18 protein-coding genes are annotated in these 17,516 nt (G+C 51.7%); 10 read left to right on the top strand and 8 right to left on the bottom strand.

Annotated elements, in window-relative coordinates; translation table 11 throughout:
• Position 1 precedes the first annotated feature (1 nt).
• From IPM50_00355 to IPM50_00370, 4 genes are all read left to right on the top strand, one after another.
• Positions 2-1,081: a prepilin-type N-terminal cleavage/methylation domain-containing protein gene (locus tag IPM50_00355; protein ID QQS33070.1), complete on the top strand. Its 1,080-nt coding sequence runs from the start codon at positions 2-4 to the stop codon at positions 1,079-1,081.
• Positions 1,082-1,121: 40 nt separating this feature from the next.
• Positions 1,122-4,148 (top strand): hypothetical protein, encoded by a 3,027-nt coding sequence (locus IPM50_00360; GenBank protein QQS33071.1) that lies wholly within the window; start codon positions 1,122-1,124, stop codon positions 4,146-4,148.
• A gap of 132 nt (positions 4,149-4,280) precedes the next feature.
• On the top strand, positions 4,281-5,726 hold the full coding sequence (locus tag IPM50_00365; GenBank protein QQS33072.1) for a protein kinase: 1,446 nt from the start codon (positions 4,281-4,283) through the stop codon (positions 5,724-5,726).
• A gap of 23 nt (positions 5,727-5,749) precedes the next feature.
• Positions 5,750-6,673 carry a hypothetical protein gene (locus IPM50_00370; protein QQS33073.1) on the top strand — a complete coding sequence of 308 codons (924 nt, stop codon included), beginning with the start codon at positions 5,750-5,752 and terminating at the stop codon, positions 6,671-6,673.
• A gap of 14 nt (positions 6,674-6,687) precedes the next feature.
• Here IPM50_00370 and IPM50_00375 read toward each other — a convergent pair whose 3' ends face one another.
• From IPM50_00375 to IPM50_00385, 3 genes are read right to left on the bottom strand one after another with little or no spacing between them, the layout of a single operon-like run.
• Complete coding sequence (locus tag IPM50_00375; protein ID QQS33074.1) at positions 6,688-7,179, bottom strand: DUF402 domain-containing protein; 492 nt, start codon at positions 7,177-7,179, stop codon at positions 6,688-6,690.
• A 4-nt stretch (positions 7,180-7,183) separates the two neighbouring features.
• Positions 7,184-7,642 (bottom strand): universal stress protein, encoded by a 459-nt coding sequence (locus IPM50_00380; protein QQS33075.1) that lies wholly within the window; start codon positions 7,640-7,642, stop codon positions 7,184-7,186.
• A 10-nt stretch (positions 7,643-7,652) separates the two neighbouring features.
• Positions 7,653-8,108: a MarR family transcriptional regulator gene (locus tag IPM50_00385; protein ID QQS33076.1), complete on the bottom strand. Its 456-nt coding sequence runs from the start codon at positions 8,106-8,108 to the stop codon at positions 7,653-7,655.
• Positions 8,109-8,261: 153 nt separating this feature from the next.
• On the opposite strand from IPM50_00385, the gene IPM50_00390 reads away from it, so the two are divergent.
• The gene (locus IPM50_00390; GenBank protein QQS33077.1) at positions 8,262-8,639 is read left to right on the top strand and encodes a hypothetical protein; all 378 of its coding nucleotides are present in this window, start codon (positions 8,262-8,264) and stop codon (positions 8,637-8,639) included.
• An 11-nt stretch (positions 8,640-8,650) separates the two neighbouring features.
• On the opposite strand, the gene fsa is transcribed toward IPM50_00390, so the two are convergent.
• The 5 genes from fsa to hslV form a co-directional block, all read right to left on the bottom strand.
• Positions 8,651-9,301 (bottom strand): fructose-6-phosphate aldolase, encoded by a 651-nt coding sequence (gene fsa, locus IPM50_00395; GenBank protein ID QQS33078.1) that lies wholly within the window; start codon positions 9,299-9,301, stop codon positions 8,651-8,653.
• A gap of 9 nt (positions 9,302-9,310) precedes the next feature.
• On the bottom strand, positions 9,311-9,955 hold the full coding sequence (locus IPM50_00400) for a fumarylacetoacetate hydrolase family protein (GenBank protein QQS33079.1): 645 nt from the start codon (positions 9,953-9,955) through the stop codon (positions 9,311-9,313).
• 4 nt (positions 9,956-9,959) lie between these two features.
• Complete coding sequence (locus IPM50_00405; GenBank protein ID QQS33080.1) at positions 9,960-11,075, bottom strand: hypothetical protein; 1,116 nt, start codon at positions 11,073-11,075, stop codon at positions 9,960-9,962.
• A 2-nt stretch (positions 11,076-11,077) separates the two neighbouring features.
• The gene (hslU, locus tag IPM50_00410; protein ID QQS34428.1) at positions 11,078-12,427 is read right to left on the bottom strand and encodes an ATP-dependent protease ATPase subunit HslU; all 1,350 of its coding nucleotides are present in this window, start codon (positions 12,425-12,427) and stop codon (positions 11,078-11,080) included.
• A 64-nt stretch (positions 12,428-12,491) separates the two neighbouring features.
• Positions 12,492-13,043 carry an ATP-dependent protease subunit HslV gene (gene hslV, locus IPM50_00415; protein ID QQS33081.1) on the bottom strand — a complete coding sequence of 184 codons (552 nt, stop codon included), beginning with the start codon at positions 13,041-13,043 and terminating at the stop codon, positions 12,492-12,494.
• A gap of 78 nt (positions 13,044-13,121) precedes the next feature.
• On the opposite strand from hslV, the gene IPM50_00420 reads away from it, so the two are divergent.
• From IPM50_00420 to IPM50_00440, 5 genes are read left to right on the top strand one after another with little or no spacing between them, the layout of a single operon-like run.
• Positions 13,122-13,859, top strand: coding sequence for a gamma-glutamyl-gamma-aminobutyrate hydrolase family protein (locus IPM50_00420; GenBank protein QQS33082.1), 738 nt, complete (start codon positions 13,122-13,124; stop codon positions 13,857-13,859).
• 53 nt (positions 13,860-13,912) lie between these two features.
• Entirely contained in the window at positions 13,913-14,293 is a 381-nt protein-coding gene (locus IPM50_00425; protein QQS33083.1) for a hypothetical protein, read from the top strand.
• Positions 14,290-14,460 carry a hypothetical protein gene (locus tag IPM50_00430; protein ID QQS33084.1) on the top strand — a complete coding sequence of 57 codons (171 nt, stop codon included), beginning with the start codon at positions 14,290-14,292 and terminating at the stop codon, positions 14,458-14,460. Before IPM50_00425 ends, IPM50_00430 begins: the two co-directional genes overlap by 4 nt.
• A gap of 6 nt (positions 14,461-14,466) precedes the next feature.
• Positions 14,467-15,231 carry a DNA repair protein RecO gene (gene recO, locus IPM50_00435; GenBank protein QQS33085.1) on the top strand — a complete coding sequence of 255 codons (765 nt, stop codon included), beginning with the start codon at positions 14,467-14,469 and terminating at the stop codon, positions 15,229-15,231.
• Positions 15,232-15,284: 53 nt separating this feature from the next.
• Positions 15,285-17,513 carry an LptF/LptG family permease gene (locus IPM50_00440; GenBank protein ID QQS33086.1) on the top strand — a complete coding sequence of 743 codons (2,229 nt, stop codon included), beginning with the start codon at positions 15,285-15,287 and terminating at the stop codon, positions 17,511-17,513.
• Positions 17,514-17,516 lie beyond the last annotated feature (3 nt).

The following is a 17,516-nucleotide window of genomic DNA, read 5'->3' on the forward strand; positions in this document are numbered from 1 at the left end:
ATTGACTAACGCCACTGTAAATTTCAAAGCGAGTCGTATTCGAAAGGATGCCGGTTTCTCCTTACTGGAGTTGATGATCTCGCTCGTTCTTTTCGCGGTCGTCTCTGGGACTGTTTTCGGTCTTTTGCAGGTAGCGAGGCAAAGCCGTTCCGTTATAAGCGAAAACTCCGGATTGAATCGAAATGTGCGCGTTGCGCTGAACTTGATCGGACGCGATACGTATAACGCCGGTTATGGTTATCCGCTGAGGAACACGGTTGTGCTGCCGGACAACCGGATCTCAACCTTGTTGGGCATACCGAACGATTTTGATACGACACGGGACACGGTAGCACCGATCGTTGCAGGAAATGAGATCCACGCTAATACTCATTCCACCGTCGCAAATACTCGTACAGATCAGATCACCTTTCTGTTCAAAGATACGACGTTCAATTTGGTGGGCACCGGCGATGCGGCAGTTTCGCAGCCTCTGAATATCAACGCGGCGACAACCACTTCGACCGGTATTGATGAGATCGTTCCAATATCCGGTAGTAATGCCGCATGCCGTATCAACGATATTTACCTTATCACCGGAAATACTGGCTCGACGCTTGGCGTGGCGACGGCACTTGCCGGCACGAATAGAGTACAGTTCGCAAATGGTGACGTATTAGGATTCAACCAAACGGGAACGTCGGGCCCACTGCGTCAAATAACCGTTCCCGCATCAATCCAGCGGGTTATTTTGATCAGCTATTTCGTCACTGCTGACGGAACCTTGACACGCCGGGAATACGCGAACCGGCCGCCGGTAGTGCCCGCCGTAGCTTTCGTTGACCAACCTTTGGTCTATGGCGTAGAAAATTTTCAAGTGCAATATATTCTCGACGACGGCAGCCTGACGGATAATCCGAGTGCCGGCCCGAACGGAATTCCGGGTGACGAAGACGATACGCCGACAAATCTTGCTGCGGTCAGACAGATCCGGGTAACGATTTCGGTGCGATCGATTGAAAGGAATGCCGCCGGCGAGCCGTTCAAGCTGTCGATGACGTCGACATTCAGCACCCGAAATCTCGGGTATGACGCAAATTGAAATTCGGACAGAAGTAGTAAATGGTTAAGGGAGTTTGGCTATGAATCTGAAAGGTTCTTCGGTAGATAGTAACGAGAAAGGGTCGGCGATCGTGCTTGCCCTGTTTGTTCTTGCGCTGATATCAGTATTTGTCGCATTGGCGATGTCTCGTTCGGCAGCAGAGGCGTCCGGGGTCGGCAACGAGACCGCGGAGGGACGCACTTTTTATGCAGCTCAGGGCAGCCTTGAAATGATGACGCGTAACTTCAATAAGGTCTTTGAGACAAAGCTGAACCCGAATACAACCGACCTGAACAATATTCGTACCGGTGTAGTGCCGGGACTTACCGGTTATACATTTGTCCAGGAACTGGATCAGACCTCGACCAGGCAGAATGTCGTTCTGACGGGCGGGCCGTACAGCGGACTGCACGCAATTCGAGACAATTGGCGTCTCAGGACGACCGCGACTGACAGTAACGGCGTTCAGGTCCAACTCACGCGCAATCTGCTAAACAGCCGCATCCCGATCTTCCAGTTCGGCATTTTTAATGACGACGACCTGGAGCTTTATCGTCCGCCGCGATTCAGCTTCGGCGGCCGCGTCCATACGAACCAGAATTTCTATATTTCTCCGGGAGCCGAAGGTGTCTATTTTGACTCGAAGGTCACCGTTTCCGGCCATGTCATTACGCAGAGTTGGCGAAACTGGTTTACCGGTGACTCAGCAAATAACCAGACGTTCATTCGAAATGCGTCCGGAACATTTAGGCAGCTGCTCCCGACGATGGGCAGCGTTCTGAACACAACGGTCGGAGCAGCCAACAATATTTTTGCTTCGAATCCCGATCTGCCTCCCAGCCGCATAAACACGACATTTGCTACCCAAGCGGCGATCTTCGACGGTAACCTTGAGAATCAGACAAAGGTCCTGCGTTTGCCGCTGAAAGTCGGTTATCCGACCGATCTGGTCGAGATCGTCAAAAGAGGGAAAAACATCGCCAGTTCATCGGGTGGTGACCTCTATCAAACCAGTACGGGTGTTGTCGGTCCCGTTACCAACGGAAATCAGGACGACGATATTCTCAGGTCTGAACGATACACGAACAAGCACGGGATAAGGATCACGCTGGCAGACAGCAAGGCCAAACTTCCGGGTTGTGCTTCAGGCATAGGTGTTAGTGCTGTCTCGGGTCCTTGCGGAGTTCGATTGGACGGTGATTCTGTAGGTCAGGGGGCCGATCCGGTGCCGACTGCTCTTCCAACACCTCAGAGAGTGCGGGGATATCAGCCGCTGCCCATGAAGGCGTCGACGACGGATACAGGGTGGGGTTATGTTCCTACCCGGGTCAACGGAGAGCGTCTATATATGCAGGGTATGGTGCCAAGCACACGGACCCAAGAAGTTTGGATCAAAATAGAACTTGTTTCGATAAATGACGCCACACAGGAGGTCATCACACGGGAGATCACTCAGGATTTTCTCAGTCTTGGCCTGACCGAGGAGGCTCCGGCCTCGATTACCCTTAACGCCTATTCCGGAACGAGGGCCGCAAATGGGACTGCGACGTCTCCGAGCTCAAATCTGACGGCAACAACGGCACAGACGCCGTCCACATATCCGGATAGCAGATCCATAATCAAAATACAGCGATTCGCTATACCGGGACCTGCCGTTCCCGGTTCCAGCAACGTCCTCTTCTCTTATGGTTCCGGCAGTTCTGCGGAAACGGTCGTGCGTAGATATACTGCCGTAGGTACGACGGACGCCAATGTGAACAACGGCTGCACCACAGGTTGTACCGCAGCAAACAGGGCAATGGTCGGTGACTCGGTTGTTTCGCCCAGCCCAAGTCCGCCGGCGGATATGGAGAGGTTCGCCCATCTGAAGCGGGCAACTGTGAACGGCACGGCGAATGTCGCTATTGTGCCTTTTCCGATCAAGATGTTTGATACCCGCGAGGGTACCTACTTTGATGAGAGAAGTACGACATATTACTCGAATCTTAGTAACGTCACACGGAATGGCGTAATGAGCCTGATCGAGATCGACGTAGCAAACTTGAGACGCTTTCTTCGCGGCGACTTCAATGGCCTGTTTCCGACCACAACGCCTTTCGCCGTTTCAAACAGCGGCGTGGGCTTGCGGAATGTTGACGTTCCTCAACGCGAGGGCTGGGTTTTCTATGTTTCTGACCGCCGCGGCGATGCCGACTTTGACGGTGAGCTGGATATGGAAGACATTTACAGCGTGGCTCCCGGAAACGGCGGAACTCTGCAGCTGGGTGAGGACATCAATAACGATGGCAACCTCCAAGCAAGATATTTCGTTTCGCCGGTGACCTCGGCAACCAATTTGCTTGCTGAAACTGAACGCTACAACACAAATGCGATCTCGCCCGATCTTGCCGCGGTTGTTGATCATCGATATTATCGGCGCGGTGTCAGGCTCATCAATGCAACGGTGCTGCCGGGGCTCTACGATTCGGCGACACCTTCGAACACACGCGGAGTATCTTTCGCGAGTGAAAATGGCCTCTACATTAAGGGAAACTTCAACGCTACGGGAGTTTCCTCAGTACCTTCGACCGGCAACACGTCATTCGATCAGTATCTGCCATTCAACACAGCGACGCATATCCCAGCATCAGTGGTTGCAGACGCGGTCACTATACTCTCCAATGCCTGGGTTGACGGTGCGAGTTTCTCCTCGCCATATGACCGGGCGAACCGGCTGGCAACCACGACGCAGATGCGATTTGCTTTGATCTCGGGCGACACCCTAACAAACCGGGAAACATCACCTAATCAGGGAGGCATCTCGCCTAACCTTAATGGCGGCGTTCACAACTTCAAACGGTTCTTGGAGCGATGGAACGGACAAAGGCTGGATTATGCAGGCTCATTGATCAACCTGTACAATTCTCGCAATAACAACGGCGCCTTTAAGTGCTGCAATACCGTCTACAATCCTCCGATACGAAACTGGGTGTTTGACAGCACGTTTCTAGATCCTGCCAGATTGCCGCCGGGAACCCCGTTCTTCCAGTATGTGCAAACGACCGGTTTTCAGCGGACGAATAGCTGATCGGAAAGGTTTCGACCATTAGAATATGTGGCCCTCGAAGCATTTTCGGGGGCCACATTTTTGTCATTCGATGAACCTCTGAGGTGTGCTATCGTATGAGTGTTCGGGGACAATTTGGTTCGCCCTGAGGATATGCGTGAGCTTTCGTTGGACAATTGCAGAATAGACAAGCGGTATGACATCGTGCGCCGTTTGGGTACGGGCAGCTATTCGGAGGTGTTTCTGGCGACGGATAATTTTGCTGCGGAGGGCTCGCCGCGGCGAAATGTAGTGATAAAAGCACTGAATACTGCGCTCCGTGATGATGCGGACGCCGACCTCGAACGAACTTTGGTCGAAAACTTTCAATACGAGGCCCTTTCACTTGACAAGGTCCGACATCCAAATATTGTAAACCGACTTGGCCACGGCACAGCGCGTGATCTGAGCGGCCGGGTTTTTCACTATATCATTCTCGAATATATGCCGGGCGGCGATCTGCAGTCGGTCTTGCGCAATGGTCCCATCGATTTTCAAAAAGCCGTCTCTTATATCGAACAGATCTGCTCCGGGCTCGGACACGCCCATGACCGAGGAGTGATCCATCGTGACATTAAGCCTCACAATCTGCTTCTCTCGGGTGATAGACATACCGTAAAGATCACTGACTTTGGCGTTGCTCGCGGAATTCTCTCGGATGGCCCAATAACCCGCGTCGGTTCGAATGTGTATGCCCCGCCCGAGCATAGCCCGTTCGTCTCCGCCTCCGTCGGAAAGGAGGTTAAGATCGGCCCGTCGTCGGATATTTACTCGCTGGCAAAGACCGCCTATGCAATGCTGACGGGCGAGATACCTCGAAGATTTACCGGCAGTCCCATTGTGGCGATGCAGGAAACGGGTGTTCAAAGTATCTCGCCGGGATTACTGGCGGTGATCGAAAAGGCAACCCAGGACGACCCCCGGAGCAGATATTCGTCAGTCGCCGAATTTTGGACCAATTTTTCCTCGGTCGTGAGAAACATCGAAGACGACGAGACGGAGACGGTCGTTTCCCGTAGGTATGCCGCTCCCCAGCCCCATGTAGCAAGGGGATACAGCCCAATTCCGCCGCACGTGCCGACGTTTACTGACGATCTGACATTCAAACATGGCGGGGTGCCTTCTAAGAAAGAGCAAATTAACGACCTGCTCCGTAATGCCGGACAACCGGCGGGCCAAGTAATTGCAAACGACCCCGTTCGGAAAAGAAAACGCGGCTTCGTATCTGCTGTTCGTTTTCTCGCGGCAACCATCATATTGGCTACGATAGCAGGCGGCATTTATGGCACTGCAAGTTGGCTCGGTAGCCTGAATTTTATCCCCGATGTTGTCAGACCGTATATATCGAGCACGGCCGTAGCATCGTCTGACGTTTATTTGCGAAGCACGCCCGGTACCGACAATCAGCCGTTAGGGATCGTGACAAAGAAATCGAAACTTCGAGTCATCAAGGTTCAGGACAATTGGTATCACGTCGATATACTGGAACAAGGGCGGAAGAGTACAGGAGCCCCTGATCAGGGCAGAGGCTGGGTCAACGGCAAGTATTTAGAACTATAGAAACGCAGGAAGGGAGATCCGTTTTGGCAATATTAGATAAGGTCAGACAATGGATAGACGGTGAATCGTCGGAACTCGTTTTAGAGAAGGCGGCACGGGACGCTCAGGTGAAACCGCGAAGCCAGGCAGAAGAGTTCATAGTCAAGATCGCCCGAGCGGTCGAATCTGTGATGCAGGCCGAACTCCTTCCTCTGCCTCAAGGGACTGTCATTATACCGAGCGAATATATCGTATTCCTAAGCACTGATGATGACAGTGAATGGAAAGGTGTAAAGCGTAAGGGGCTGGAACAGGGCCTCTATCATATCTTGGCCGAACGTGCCCGCGAGATAGCGGGGAAGCGAAAACTGGAAACAAGGACGTTCATCATTGAACTTCGCATTGATGCGACATTGGGTAAAGGTGAGGTCAGGGTCGAACACACTTGGGAAGATACGGACGGCAGCAAGACCGGAGTTCTTCCGCGGGCAAGTGTGCCGATGCCTGCTCGATCTGCGGTCCCTCCGGCGGCAGCGACGTCACCAAATATTCCATTGAAGATGACATCTCCAACTGATTCGACTGCGTCCTCGGGAATTTCTTCCGCACTCGTCAGCGAAGAGGACGACGAATTCACGAGGGTGCGTCCGCGTCAGGCCCCTCTTTTTGTTTTAGAGGTGTGGCGCGGAAATGCAAAGCAAAGTTCGATCCCTGTTTATAAGAATGAGATCGTCATCGGACGAGGGTCGAGGTCAAAGCCGGTCGACATTCCTTTAGCAGGCGATGTGGAGGTAAGCCGGCGGCATTTAACCGTGTCAGCGGATGGAAACGGCAGCTTTTGGATGATATCAGAAGGAAAAAATCCTGTGGTGTTGGGCGGCCGTGAAGTTCCGAATGGTCTGAGGACCGCCGTCAAGCCGGGCATCCCGATCCAGGTTTGCAGCTATTCATTGCGGGTCGTGGTTTGATGCGGCAAAAGGGGTCAATCCTCAGCAGGCAGGACAGAAAATATCCAAGCTCGAGCAGAGATCAGTTCGAGTAGTTCGCGGACCGCGCTATCAACGCCCAGTATCACGTACTCCGGATACAAAAGCCTTTCAATATTTTCTGCGTACTCATCCTCGTCCAGCATTTGGACACGGCCGTCAGGCCAAACGGCGATGTCTATGTCCAGATCGACCATCTCGATCCGGTTTCCAAGTATCTTAATTGGTAAGCTGATATTGCAGTAGAAATTTCGCAGCTGCCCATCAGGAAGATAGAAAACAAAAACGCTGTACCACTTGCCGGCAGGGAAATACTCGACCGAACGCGTTCCCTTTAATATAGTGCCAAGATCGCGATGTTCGACGTCGGATGCGAAAGTGCCTTCAAGGATCAATGAATCGTGATCCTCGTGCAAAAGTCCGCACGACCAAGAGCGTTTCTTTTCTCCGTTAAAACGGACCGACTCGACTGTGAACTTTCGAGACAAATGCCTAATCAGAATCTGAGCGCCGGACGACCATCACAGAGCATGGAGCGTGGTGGACTATAGAATTAGAAACGGATCCCAAAAGAATGCGCTCCCACCGCCTGTAACCATGTGAGCCAACTACAATGAGATCCGCTTTCCATTCTTCTGCCAATTCCACGATCCTGCTTTCGGGGGTCCCAAAAAGCACGTCGCTGGAAACTCTCACGCCATCACCCGAAAATACGGATCCGAGTTTTGCGACCGCTTCATTTACATACTTATCGGCATTGTCCTTCGCCGTTTTCTCAAGGTCAGAAGTGTCGGGCAGGTACCCTCCATAGATATCTATGGCCATAGGCATCGCCATGTCAATAACGCTGACGACGCGTATCTCATCTGTATTCCCAAGGCCAAGCTGGCACAACCTCTCAAGGGCTGCTTTGCCGTAATCTGTTCCATCGATCGCTATAATGATCCTCATACTGCCACTCCTAAATATCTTCGTCCAGGTTCCGGCCGGAATATGACCTGTGCAATTGACCGAGAATGTCAGTAAGCACGAGGCGTTCCGACTCTTTCAAGCTGGCTAAGCAGGCGGATTCAACTTCCTGCCACTGTTCCTCAACCGCGGGCCGGATCCTCATACCTTGATCGGTCAAAAAAACACCAACCGATCTGGCATCGTCGCCAAAGCGGGAACGAGTGATGAGGTTTATCTCTTCCAAGCCTTTTAACATTTTGCTTACAGTGGGAGCAGCAAGGCCAAGCCGATTTGCGAGATCGATCTGGCGAAGGCCATCCTCGCGCCAAAGCTCGAAGAGAATGAACACCTGTCCCGCATGGAGCCCGATGCCGGCGATCTGCCGCTCTAATGCGTTGCGGAAGTATGTGGAAACACGCGACAGCCGGTAACTTACCGTTTCTTCAAAGACTATTGTCGGCTCCATAAATGTTCGATCCAAAGGGAATAAGGATGCTAATGAACATATGTTAGCACGCTTGGAAAATATCGTTAGGGTGCTATGTATTATTTATTAGCAGGCTAACGAAATAAAGTTAGCATGATAGTGCAAAAATAGGAAGTGGGCTAATATTCTTATATGGACAACGCCAAAACGCTTAAGACCGCACGGGATATACTGCTGCAAACACACAAGATACTGATGGACATGGAACGTGAACTGCACGAAGGAATTCACGGTCCGGTCAACCCATCGCAGTTCTTGTCATTACTGCTCCAGGATGAAGATCTCGCCTGGCTGCGAAGGTTTTCGGGGCTGGTTGCCGAGATAGATGAGTTGCTGCTTGGGAAAGAGGGATACTCTGAAGAAACGGCCGAGATTATTCTGGGTCGGGTTAGGGGAATAGCCGAAATGGCCGAGACGGACGAGTATTTTTTGGCAAAATACCAGTACGCGCTTCAAAGGGATCCCAATTCCGCCATTTTGCACGGCCAGCTTAGAATGTTGTTCAAGTAGAAGCGGAAGGCCTACGATCTTCCGCTTTTATGCCAGTCTGCAAGAAATGCCTCAAGTCCTTTGTCCGTAAGCGGGTGCGATACAAGCTGTTTGATCACCTTGAAGGGAATTGTTGCAACGTCAGCTCCGGCCAAGGCACAGTCCACAATGTGCATCGGATGCCGTATTGACGCCGCCAAAACCTCTGTTGCGAAGCCGTAATTGTCATAGATCTGAACAATGTCGCGGATGAGCTGCATACCATCTTGCGAGATGTCGTCGAGTCTTCCGATGAAAGGTGAGATGTAGGTAGCACCCGCTTTGGCCGCAAGAAGGGCTTGAGCAGCCGAAAAACAAAGTGTGACGTTTACTTTTGTACCTTCGGCCCTGAAGATCCGGGTTGCTTTGAGGCCTTCGAGCGTCAGCGGGCACTTAATGACCACGTTATGAGCGATCTTTGCCAACTCACGCCCTTCTGCCAACATCCCATCTGCATCCAGAGCGGTAACCTCGGCTGAAACGTCGCCATCCACGAGCTCACATATCTTACGGATATGTTCTGCGAAATCTACATCACCTTCTTTGGCGACCAGAGACGGATTCGTGGTTACGCCGTCGATAAGGCCGAGTTCGCTCGCTTCTTTGATCTCATTAAGGTTCGCGGTATCAATAAAGAATTTCATAGTTCCAGGTTAAGACGTGGTTCTTTGTACAACAGGATTACTGAGTATCCCGATCCCTTCGATCTCAACGGTACACACGTCGCCCTGCGATAAGGTTGAGACGCCGGCGGGAGTACCTGTTGCAATAATGTCGCCCGGGTAGAGGGTCATTTGATTTGAAATATATCGTATTAGCTCGTCAACCGGAAATACCATTTGCGAAGTTCTTCCGCTTTGCTTCAATTCACCGTTCACCCTAACTGTTACGTTAAGGTCGCTGACGTCGATTTCGGCCGCGATGTGCGGGCCTATCGGGCAAAAAGTATCAAAAGACTTTGCTCTGGCGAATTGAACGTCCTTTTTCTGCAGGTCTCTTGCCGTGACATCATTGAGACAAGTGTATCCACGAATATAAGGTGTTACATCAGCTGATGGCTGTAACATTCTGCAAATACTGGATATAATGACCGCGAGTTCTCCTTCATGTTCTACTTGAGCACTTTGATCGGGAATCACGATGCTTTCGCCATCGAAGATAAGCGAAGATGGTGCTTTCAAAAAGAGAAGCGGCTCCGAAGGCACTGCATTTCCCAATTCAGCCGCATGGTCGGCGTAGTTTCTGCCAACACAAACGATCTTTGAAGGCCTAAAATCTGCGTCTATGGATATTTTCATTGGCTCAAGGGGCAACATCCGAGACGATGTCGGACGGAATGCTGACATTTCCAAACTTGTCGATGGCGGTGATGTAGTAGAAATAGGTCTTTCCCGGTTCCACCTTCTCGTCGCGGTATAGGTTTTCGGTCAGAGGCTTGTCGGTTAGACGCAGCCATTCGGGTTTAGGCAATTGTGGATCAGTTGATCTGTAAATATGGTACCCGATGACGTCCAATTCGGGGTTTGCGGCAAAAAAGATCGACATTGTTCCCGGGGCGGCCGCGATCGTTATTGCCGTAGGCTGTGAGGGAGGAAAAGTATCGACAGCTCTGAACCTAACGATCGCAGATTCGCGGCTCTCGACCGGTTCTGCCTGAAGACCGACCGAAACCGCACGAACAAAGTAGAAATAGTCCTTTTCAAATTCAAACAGCTCGTCATCGTAATTCGTCGCCGGAATCGGCGTAGAATTCAGTAGGCGAGCGGACTCCTGCATCGATGCAGATCGATAGACGTTGTACCCGAGAATACTGACGGGGCTGCCGTCGATATTAGTGACGGGTGCTTGCCATCGCAAACGGACAGCCTCCTGGCTCGCTTCTGCGGTCAGTTCTAGGGGATGTCCCGCGACCTTTGCAGCCGGCTCTATTACGAGAGCGTTAGAGAATGCGGCTTTTTGCCCCGCGGCGTTTGCCAGTCTTACCGCGTAACGAAGACGGACCGATTGCCCTGTGAACTGAATGTTGTCGCGATGGATTATTTCCTTGAGCCCGAAATCACTGTCATCGATCCTGAGCGCGGCGATCAGCGTTGCTCTATCGGCGAAATCCTGTTCAGACAGTTCTAGTTTCGCCGAAACGGGTTCGGCCAGGCGATAGATGTCAGCACGCTGAATATGGAGCACGCTGCCCTTTGGGGCATTTCGTGCCGGCATTTTCCATGACAAGACTATTTGGTCGCCTCGTTGGAAGCCGCTCAGTTCTACTCTCTGCTGAACCCGTTCCCGCGGCGGTATCGGTGCCCCGCGTTTGCCGCACGCAGCGGCCAGCACCAAAGCAGCTAAAAGCATTGTGATCCCGGCGTTTCCGCCGGACAGACGAGCTACATTGCGAAATGTGGAGCTGTAATACTGGGGCATGCTCAGAGAATGTACTGCCTGAGATCGCGGTCTTCGACCAATACGGAGACCTTTTCATTGACGTAGGCGGCATCAATTATTTGCCGTGAGCCGGAAAGTTCGGAACCGGCGAAACTTATATCTTCCAGGATCTTTTCAACAAGCGTATGCAGCCTTCGAGCACCTATATTTTCGGTCGATTTATTGATCTCCTCCGTGAATTCCGCAATGCGGTCGATCGCATCGTCCGTGAACTCGAGCTCCACCTCCTCGGTTCTCAATAGTGCCTGATACTGTTTGATCAGGGAATTTTTCGGCTGCGTCAATATCCGCTTAAGGTCGTAGATCGTAAGCGACTCAAGCTCGACACGGATCGGAAATCGTCCCTGCAGTTCCGGGATCAGATCTGCCGGCTTTGAGACGTGAAAGGCTCCGGCGGCGATGAAAAGGATGTGGTCAGTACTCAACATGCCGTATTTCGTATTGACATTCGTCCCTTCAACGATCGGCAGCAAGTCGCGCTGTACGCCTTCGCGTGAAACATCGGGCCCGGAGCTTGATCCGCTCTGGCGGCCCGCAACCTTGTCTATTTCGTCCAGAAAGACTATCCCGCTAGCTTGGGCCTTTTGCAGTGCCTTTTGAGTGATCGATTCAGAATCGACCAAATTCTCTTGCTCCTCACGGATAAAATATTGCCTTGCTTCGCCTACCGAGACTTTCTTGTGAACGGTTTTGGAAGGGAACATGTTGCCGAGCATGTCACGGAGGTTAACGCCCATTTCCTCCATGCCCTGACCACCGACAAAGTCGATAGATGCATTTGGCCTTTCTTGGACATTTATCTCGATCAGGCGTTCCTCCAACTGGCCGGCCTTTAGCTGTTCACGGAGCTTTTCCCGGGTCCGTTCGTTTGACCTGCGGTCCGCTTCTGATTCCATGCTGTCCGGCATGGAATAGCCGTAGTCATTACGTGGAAGCAAAATATCCAGTATCCGGTCTTCGGCATTCTGCTCGGCGCGCAGCCTGACATCTTCAAAGGCTGACTGCCGCTCCATGTCGACAGCGACGTCGGCTAATTCACGGATCATGCTCTCAACGTCCCGGCCGACATATCCTACTTCGGTAAACTTTGAAGCTTCGACCTTTACGAACGGTGAGTCCGCGAGTTTTGCCAGTCTGCGTGCGATCTCGGTCTTACCAACGCCGGTAGATCCGATCATTAAGATATTCTTAGGAAGAACGTCCTCTGCGATCTCCGACGGTAATTTCTGGCGGCGAATACGGTTTCGCAGAGCAACGGCGACCGCCTTTTTGGCGGCATTCTGTCCGACAACATATCGATCCAGTTCTTCAACGATCTGACGCGGGGTCATCTCGTCAAGTTTTGCTTTTGCCGCCGCTGTTTGCCCGCCTAAATAGATCGCCATGTGAATAGTTCTAAATTTCCTCTACCGTGAGTTCCGAATTGGTGTAAATGCAGACGTCTGACGCGATCCTGAGCGACTCCTCAGCGATCTCGCGAGCCGAAAGTTGTGTGTGCTTGGCCAACGCTCGAGCGGCCGAAAGCGCATACATGCTGCCCGACCCGATAGCGAGGATCCCGTCATCCGCGGCGATCACGTCACCTTTGCCCGATACCAAAAAAGCATCGTCTTTGTCGGCCACGATCAAGAGGGCCTCTAGATTCCGAAGGTATTTGTCAGTGCGCCAATCCTTACTCAGTTCGATCGCCGCCCGCTCCAATTGGCGCTGGAATTGTTCAAGTTTCGACTCGAACCTCGTCAGAAGGGCAAACGCATCGGCCGTCGAGCCCGCAAATCCCGCCACAATGCTGCCCCCGGCCAACTTTCTGATCTTTCTTGCAGTGGCTTTTATAACTGTGTCGCCGAGCGTGACCTGGCCGTCAGCCGCAATTGCGGTACTGTTTCCCCGTTTTACCAGTATAACGGTTGTCGAGCGGAACTTGCCGTCGATGACATTAGCAGACATAAAAAAGTATGATAAGTCTTTGGAAACAAATGCTCAAATTGACATCGCTCGGGCATTTGTCCGAACATTGAATGGTCAATGGTGCGCCGCCCTAGGATCGGAATAACAACTCGCCTTGAACTTAGTACCGGAAGGTACTACCTCGACAGGCGTTATTGCACAGCGGTTGAGGCATCTGGCGGTATTCCGATCTTGATCCCGCTGATACCGACAACCGAGTTTGTTCGGCAGATGATTGATTGCGTTGACGGGCTTTTGCTGCCCGGCAGCAACACGGATGTTGATCCGTCGTATTACGGTGAGGAACCTGAGCCTCTATTAGGAACGGTGATTCCCGAGAAGGACGAAACTGACCTTCTAGCTTTGCGGTTTGCGGAAGAGAATGCCCTTCCGATCCTCGCTATTTGCTTTGGAATGCAGGTGCTAAATGTTTTCCGCGGTGGATCGCTAATTCAGGACATGGCGTCCGGCGGATTAACCACGCTAAAGCACGATCAAGGTATGCCATATGAGCGGAATTCACACTCAGTTTCGATCGAGGCGGACTCCATGCTTTCAAGATTAGATCCCGTGCGCTCTGCTGACGGGGAAATTAGGGTGAACTCTTCGCATCACCAGGCGATAAAGAGCGTTGGACGCGATCTTGCGGCAGTTGCTTGGGCATCCGATGGGGTGATAGAGGCCATCGAAGACACACGCAACGGCAGATGGGCTTTGGGCGTGCAATGGCATCCGGAAATGACGTTTGACCATGACCCGGTCTCAAAGGAAATATTTAAAGTGTTTGTTGAGATATCGCGAAATAGAACAGCATAAGTGTCACAGATTGAATAGGTTGCGTATGATATGTGAGGTGAAGGATTAAATATATGGGAAACCCCTATTTACTCGGGATAATGACTTGGCTCTTACCGGGAAGCGGCTACATCGTGCAGGGAAGGTTTGTTCGCGGTGCGATTATTGCCGGTACAGTTTGGCTCATGTTCGTGATCGCATTGATCAGCGGTGGATCCCATTACCCTGGATTTTCGTTTCAGGACGGGCAGCTGTTGTACCTATTGAATGTATTTGCCCGCATTGGAAATGGCTTAGGCGGGATCGTGAGTTTTCTGATGTCGTCGACACCGTCCCCTCAGGTTGCCGCGTTGGCTACCTTCGAGTATGGCGGCCGCTTCCTGGAGGTCGCGGGACTGCTAAACTACCTTGCCGCTATTGATGTAGCTGATATTGCCGCCGGGAGGAAAAAATGATCCACTTTCTTTATCTCGTCGGTTTTGCTTTGTTCGTCTCGATCGCTTTCGCTGTTTTTTTTAGTGGTGACCTGAAAGGCCGTATCCTCCACGGACTGAAAGTTTTTGGACAGTTCCTTGGCATCAGCCTGCTATTGGCATGGGTCTTTTATTTTATTCCTTGGTAAACCACAGTGGCGCTGTTTGAGTCAGACGCAATAATACTTCGTTCATATGATCTGTCTGACGCTGATCGGATAGTCGTAATGCTGACGGCCGATCATGGATTGATCCGGGCGGTTGCGAAAGGGTCGAAACGTTCAAAGAGCAAGTTCGGAAGCTCACTCGAATTCCTCTCGATCACTTCGGTCGCTTACGCTCAGAAAGAATCTCAAGAACTTGCCGGCCTGCGGTCGGTCGAACTTCAGTGGTCATCATTCAGCCTTGCGAGTGATCCTGCGGTGTTGCAGGATATGTCACATTTGACCGAATTGCTGTTGTCTATGACGCCCGCTCAAGAGCCTAATGAAAAACTCTTTCGCCTTGTCAAGGCCGTCGTTGTAGTTTTGGCAGAGGACACGGGAAAGGTTTTTGCTCTCCGGCCGTATTTTAAGGTGTGGCTCCTGCGGCTTGCAGGGTATTTGCCGGACCTGAACAGGTGTGACGTATGCGGCACGCGAATCGCGGATGACGCCGAATCCGATATCACTGCTGCCTCGCAAATTATCTGCGGACAATGCATCAGATCTAAGGACAAATTGCGCTCGGGAGCTCTTAAGATCGCGCGGTATTTACTGAAACAACATCCAGGTGTTTTTTGCCGACAGATCTCGGGAGCCGTGCCCGCCGAATTGAGTAGTCTTGAGGGTATCGCCGACAGGCTCTTGGAAGGGGCATTGGGCAAACCTTTCGGAACAATTCGCGGAATTAGGTCGTTATCTGCAAAGGAATTGAATTAAAGATGGGGCCGATCCTATTCCGATATTTTATTCGTGGAATCGTACCCTACTTTTTGTCTGCATGGGTTCTACTCAGCGTTGTTCTGTTCGTACAACAGGCGAGCCGATTTTCTGAGATACTCTTCGATATTGATATACCGCTCGCTCTAGCGTTCCAGCTTTCGATCGCGTTGATCCCTAACGTTATTTCGTTCACAGCACCGATGGCTCTTCTGGTCGGCACGATCATTGGATTGGCAAGGCTGGAGGAGGCCCACGAGATAACGGCTGCTATGGCTGCCGGAAACGGGCCATTGCAGATCGTACTTCCTATAGCTCTTTTCGGGTTGGTAGTTTCCGCTTTTGCATTTATGGTCAACTCGATCGGACTGCCGGCCGCCGCCGCGATGGTTCGATCGGTCGCCACCCAATCGGCCATCAGAAAGCTTGAGGATCCGATCGAGCCCGGTGTTGTGACCGAAATGGCTGGACTAACGGTTTACGTCGATGAAGGTGATATTGAGAACGGGATCTGGAAACGCATCATGATCTTTAGCGATTCCAACCCGGATAAAAGAGTGCGTCTGATAACGGCAAACTCCGGGCGGCTCGATGTTTCCGGCGACCGATCAGAACTTGTTCTTGAGCGGGCCTTGGTCACTACCTTTCCGGCAGCAGCGGACAGCAAATTTGCCGTTGAAACAGCGGGCGAGGTCAGATTTGGGGTCCAGACGGGAAGGGAGGCACTTTTGAAGCGTCTCAGTGAAGTAAACCTAACGCCCGAGGAGCTTGGAATATTCGAACTTTCAGAATATGCAGCTGAAAAAGGCGGTTCGGAAAAGATCGAAGCAAGGCTCATTCAGCAAAGGAGAATATTGCTTTCGGCGGCGCCGGTGTTGTTTTCGATATTGGGTACTTTTGTCGCCTTAAGGGTAAGGCGTCGCGGACGAGGTGTAGGTGTCCTGGTCTCGCTCGGAATATTGGTCGGGTTTTATCTGCTTACATTTTTCGGCGAACAGCTAGCAAGAACCGGAACGGTTCCTATATATTCGTCGATCCTGCTCCCAATTGCGGGTTCAATTGCTGCAATTTTCCTGCTCCGTTCAATGCCAAGATCTACGATCGCCGGCGATGTGGCTGACGCGGTCTCATCACGATTTCGAGGGAGAAGGAAAAGTGACACGCCGTCATTATTCGACCGGATACTCGACGTCTCTTCCGGCATCAGAGACTTCGAATTTTCAGTCGCACTTGTAAAACACTATGTGACGTCGGTGATCTTTTTGACCGTCATATTTTTGGTGTTCACCGCCTTTGAGCTTTGGAAGTTCGCGGGAGCAATGGAAGGAGGGATAGTTCTGCTGTTGAAATATCTTCTTTTCATGATCCCATACGTCTATCTTCAGATCGCACCGATCTCTGCAATGCTGGCCGCATTGACCACTTATGCAATAAAGTCAGGTCAAAACGAGGTGGTAGCCTGGGCAAGCAGCGGTGTCAGCGGATACCGCCTAATAGTGCCCGGCGTATTAGTAATGCTGGGTATTGGGCTGCTAAATTTTGCTATCGCTGACGTGATCTCGCCCGAAATGAACAAGCAGCAAGACGAATTGCGCAGCGCGCTGAGGTCAAGGGGCAGCCAAAGCACGCCAAAAGATGGGCAGTGGCATGTCGGAACTTCGGCTATTTACATGCAGTCCTCCGCAATATTTGCATCTGATAACCATGTAGCATTGGGGACAAATACTACGAGGCAATTGACGATAGTTAAGAATGCATTTGGAAGCGACCGGCAACATCTGTACCAGAGCGATGGTGCTTCGTGGTCTTCGGGGAGATACATGTTATCCGGCAAAGTGAAAGAGCTTAAGATCATCCCGGGGGCTGTCACTGAACGGGAACCCAACGAAGCGTGGCTCGAGGAGATGCGTGATCCCAGTGTGGGGGAACTGGGCAATCCCAATCATCGATCCCTAAGCGATTTGCGTTCCGTTTTGGAGGAAGGTTCGGCGGACAGCGGGTCTCGGAATTTGCAGATAGCAATTGAGAAACGCTTGTCTGTTGTGATCCTTCCGCTTTTGTTCGGGTTGATGGCTATCTCATTCGGCCTCAGCCTAAGCAGTAAGGGAAGGGCTTATGCGGTCGCGAAGGCTGTCGGGCTTTCACTGATCTTTGTACTGGTCTCAGGTGGTGCTGAGCAACTGGGTCGAGCAGGCAGTTTGCCTCCGTTAGTTGCGGTTTGGGGCCCGATCGGTGTGTTCCTTATGCTTTCAGTTCTTCTGATCTCTCGAATTCGAACATAAAAA

The sequence above is a fragment of the Acidobacteriota bacterium genome (assembly GCA_016700075.1).
Taxonomy (GTDB): Bacteria; Acidobacteriota; Blastocatellia; order Pyrinomonadales; family Pyrinomonadaceae; genus OLB17.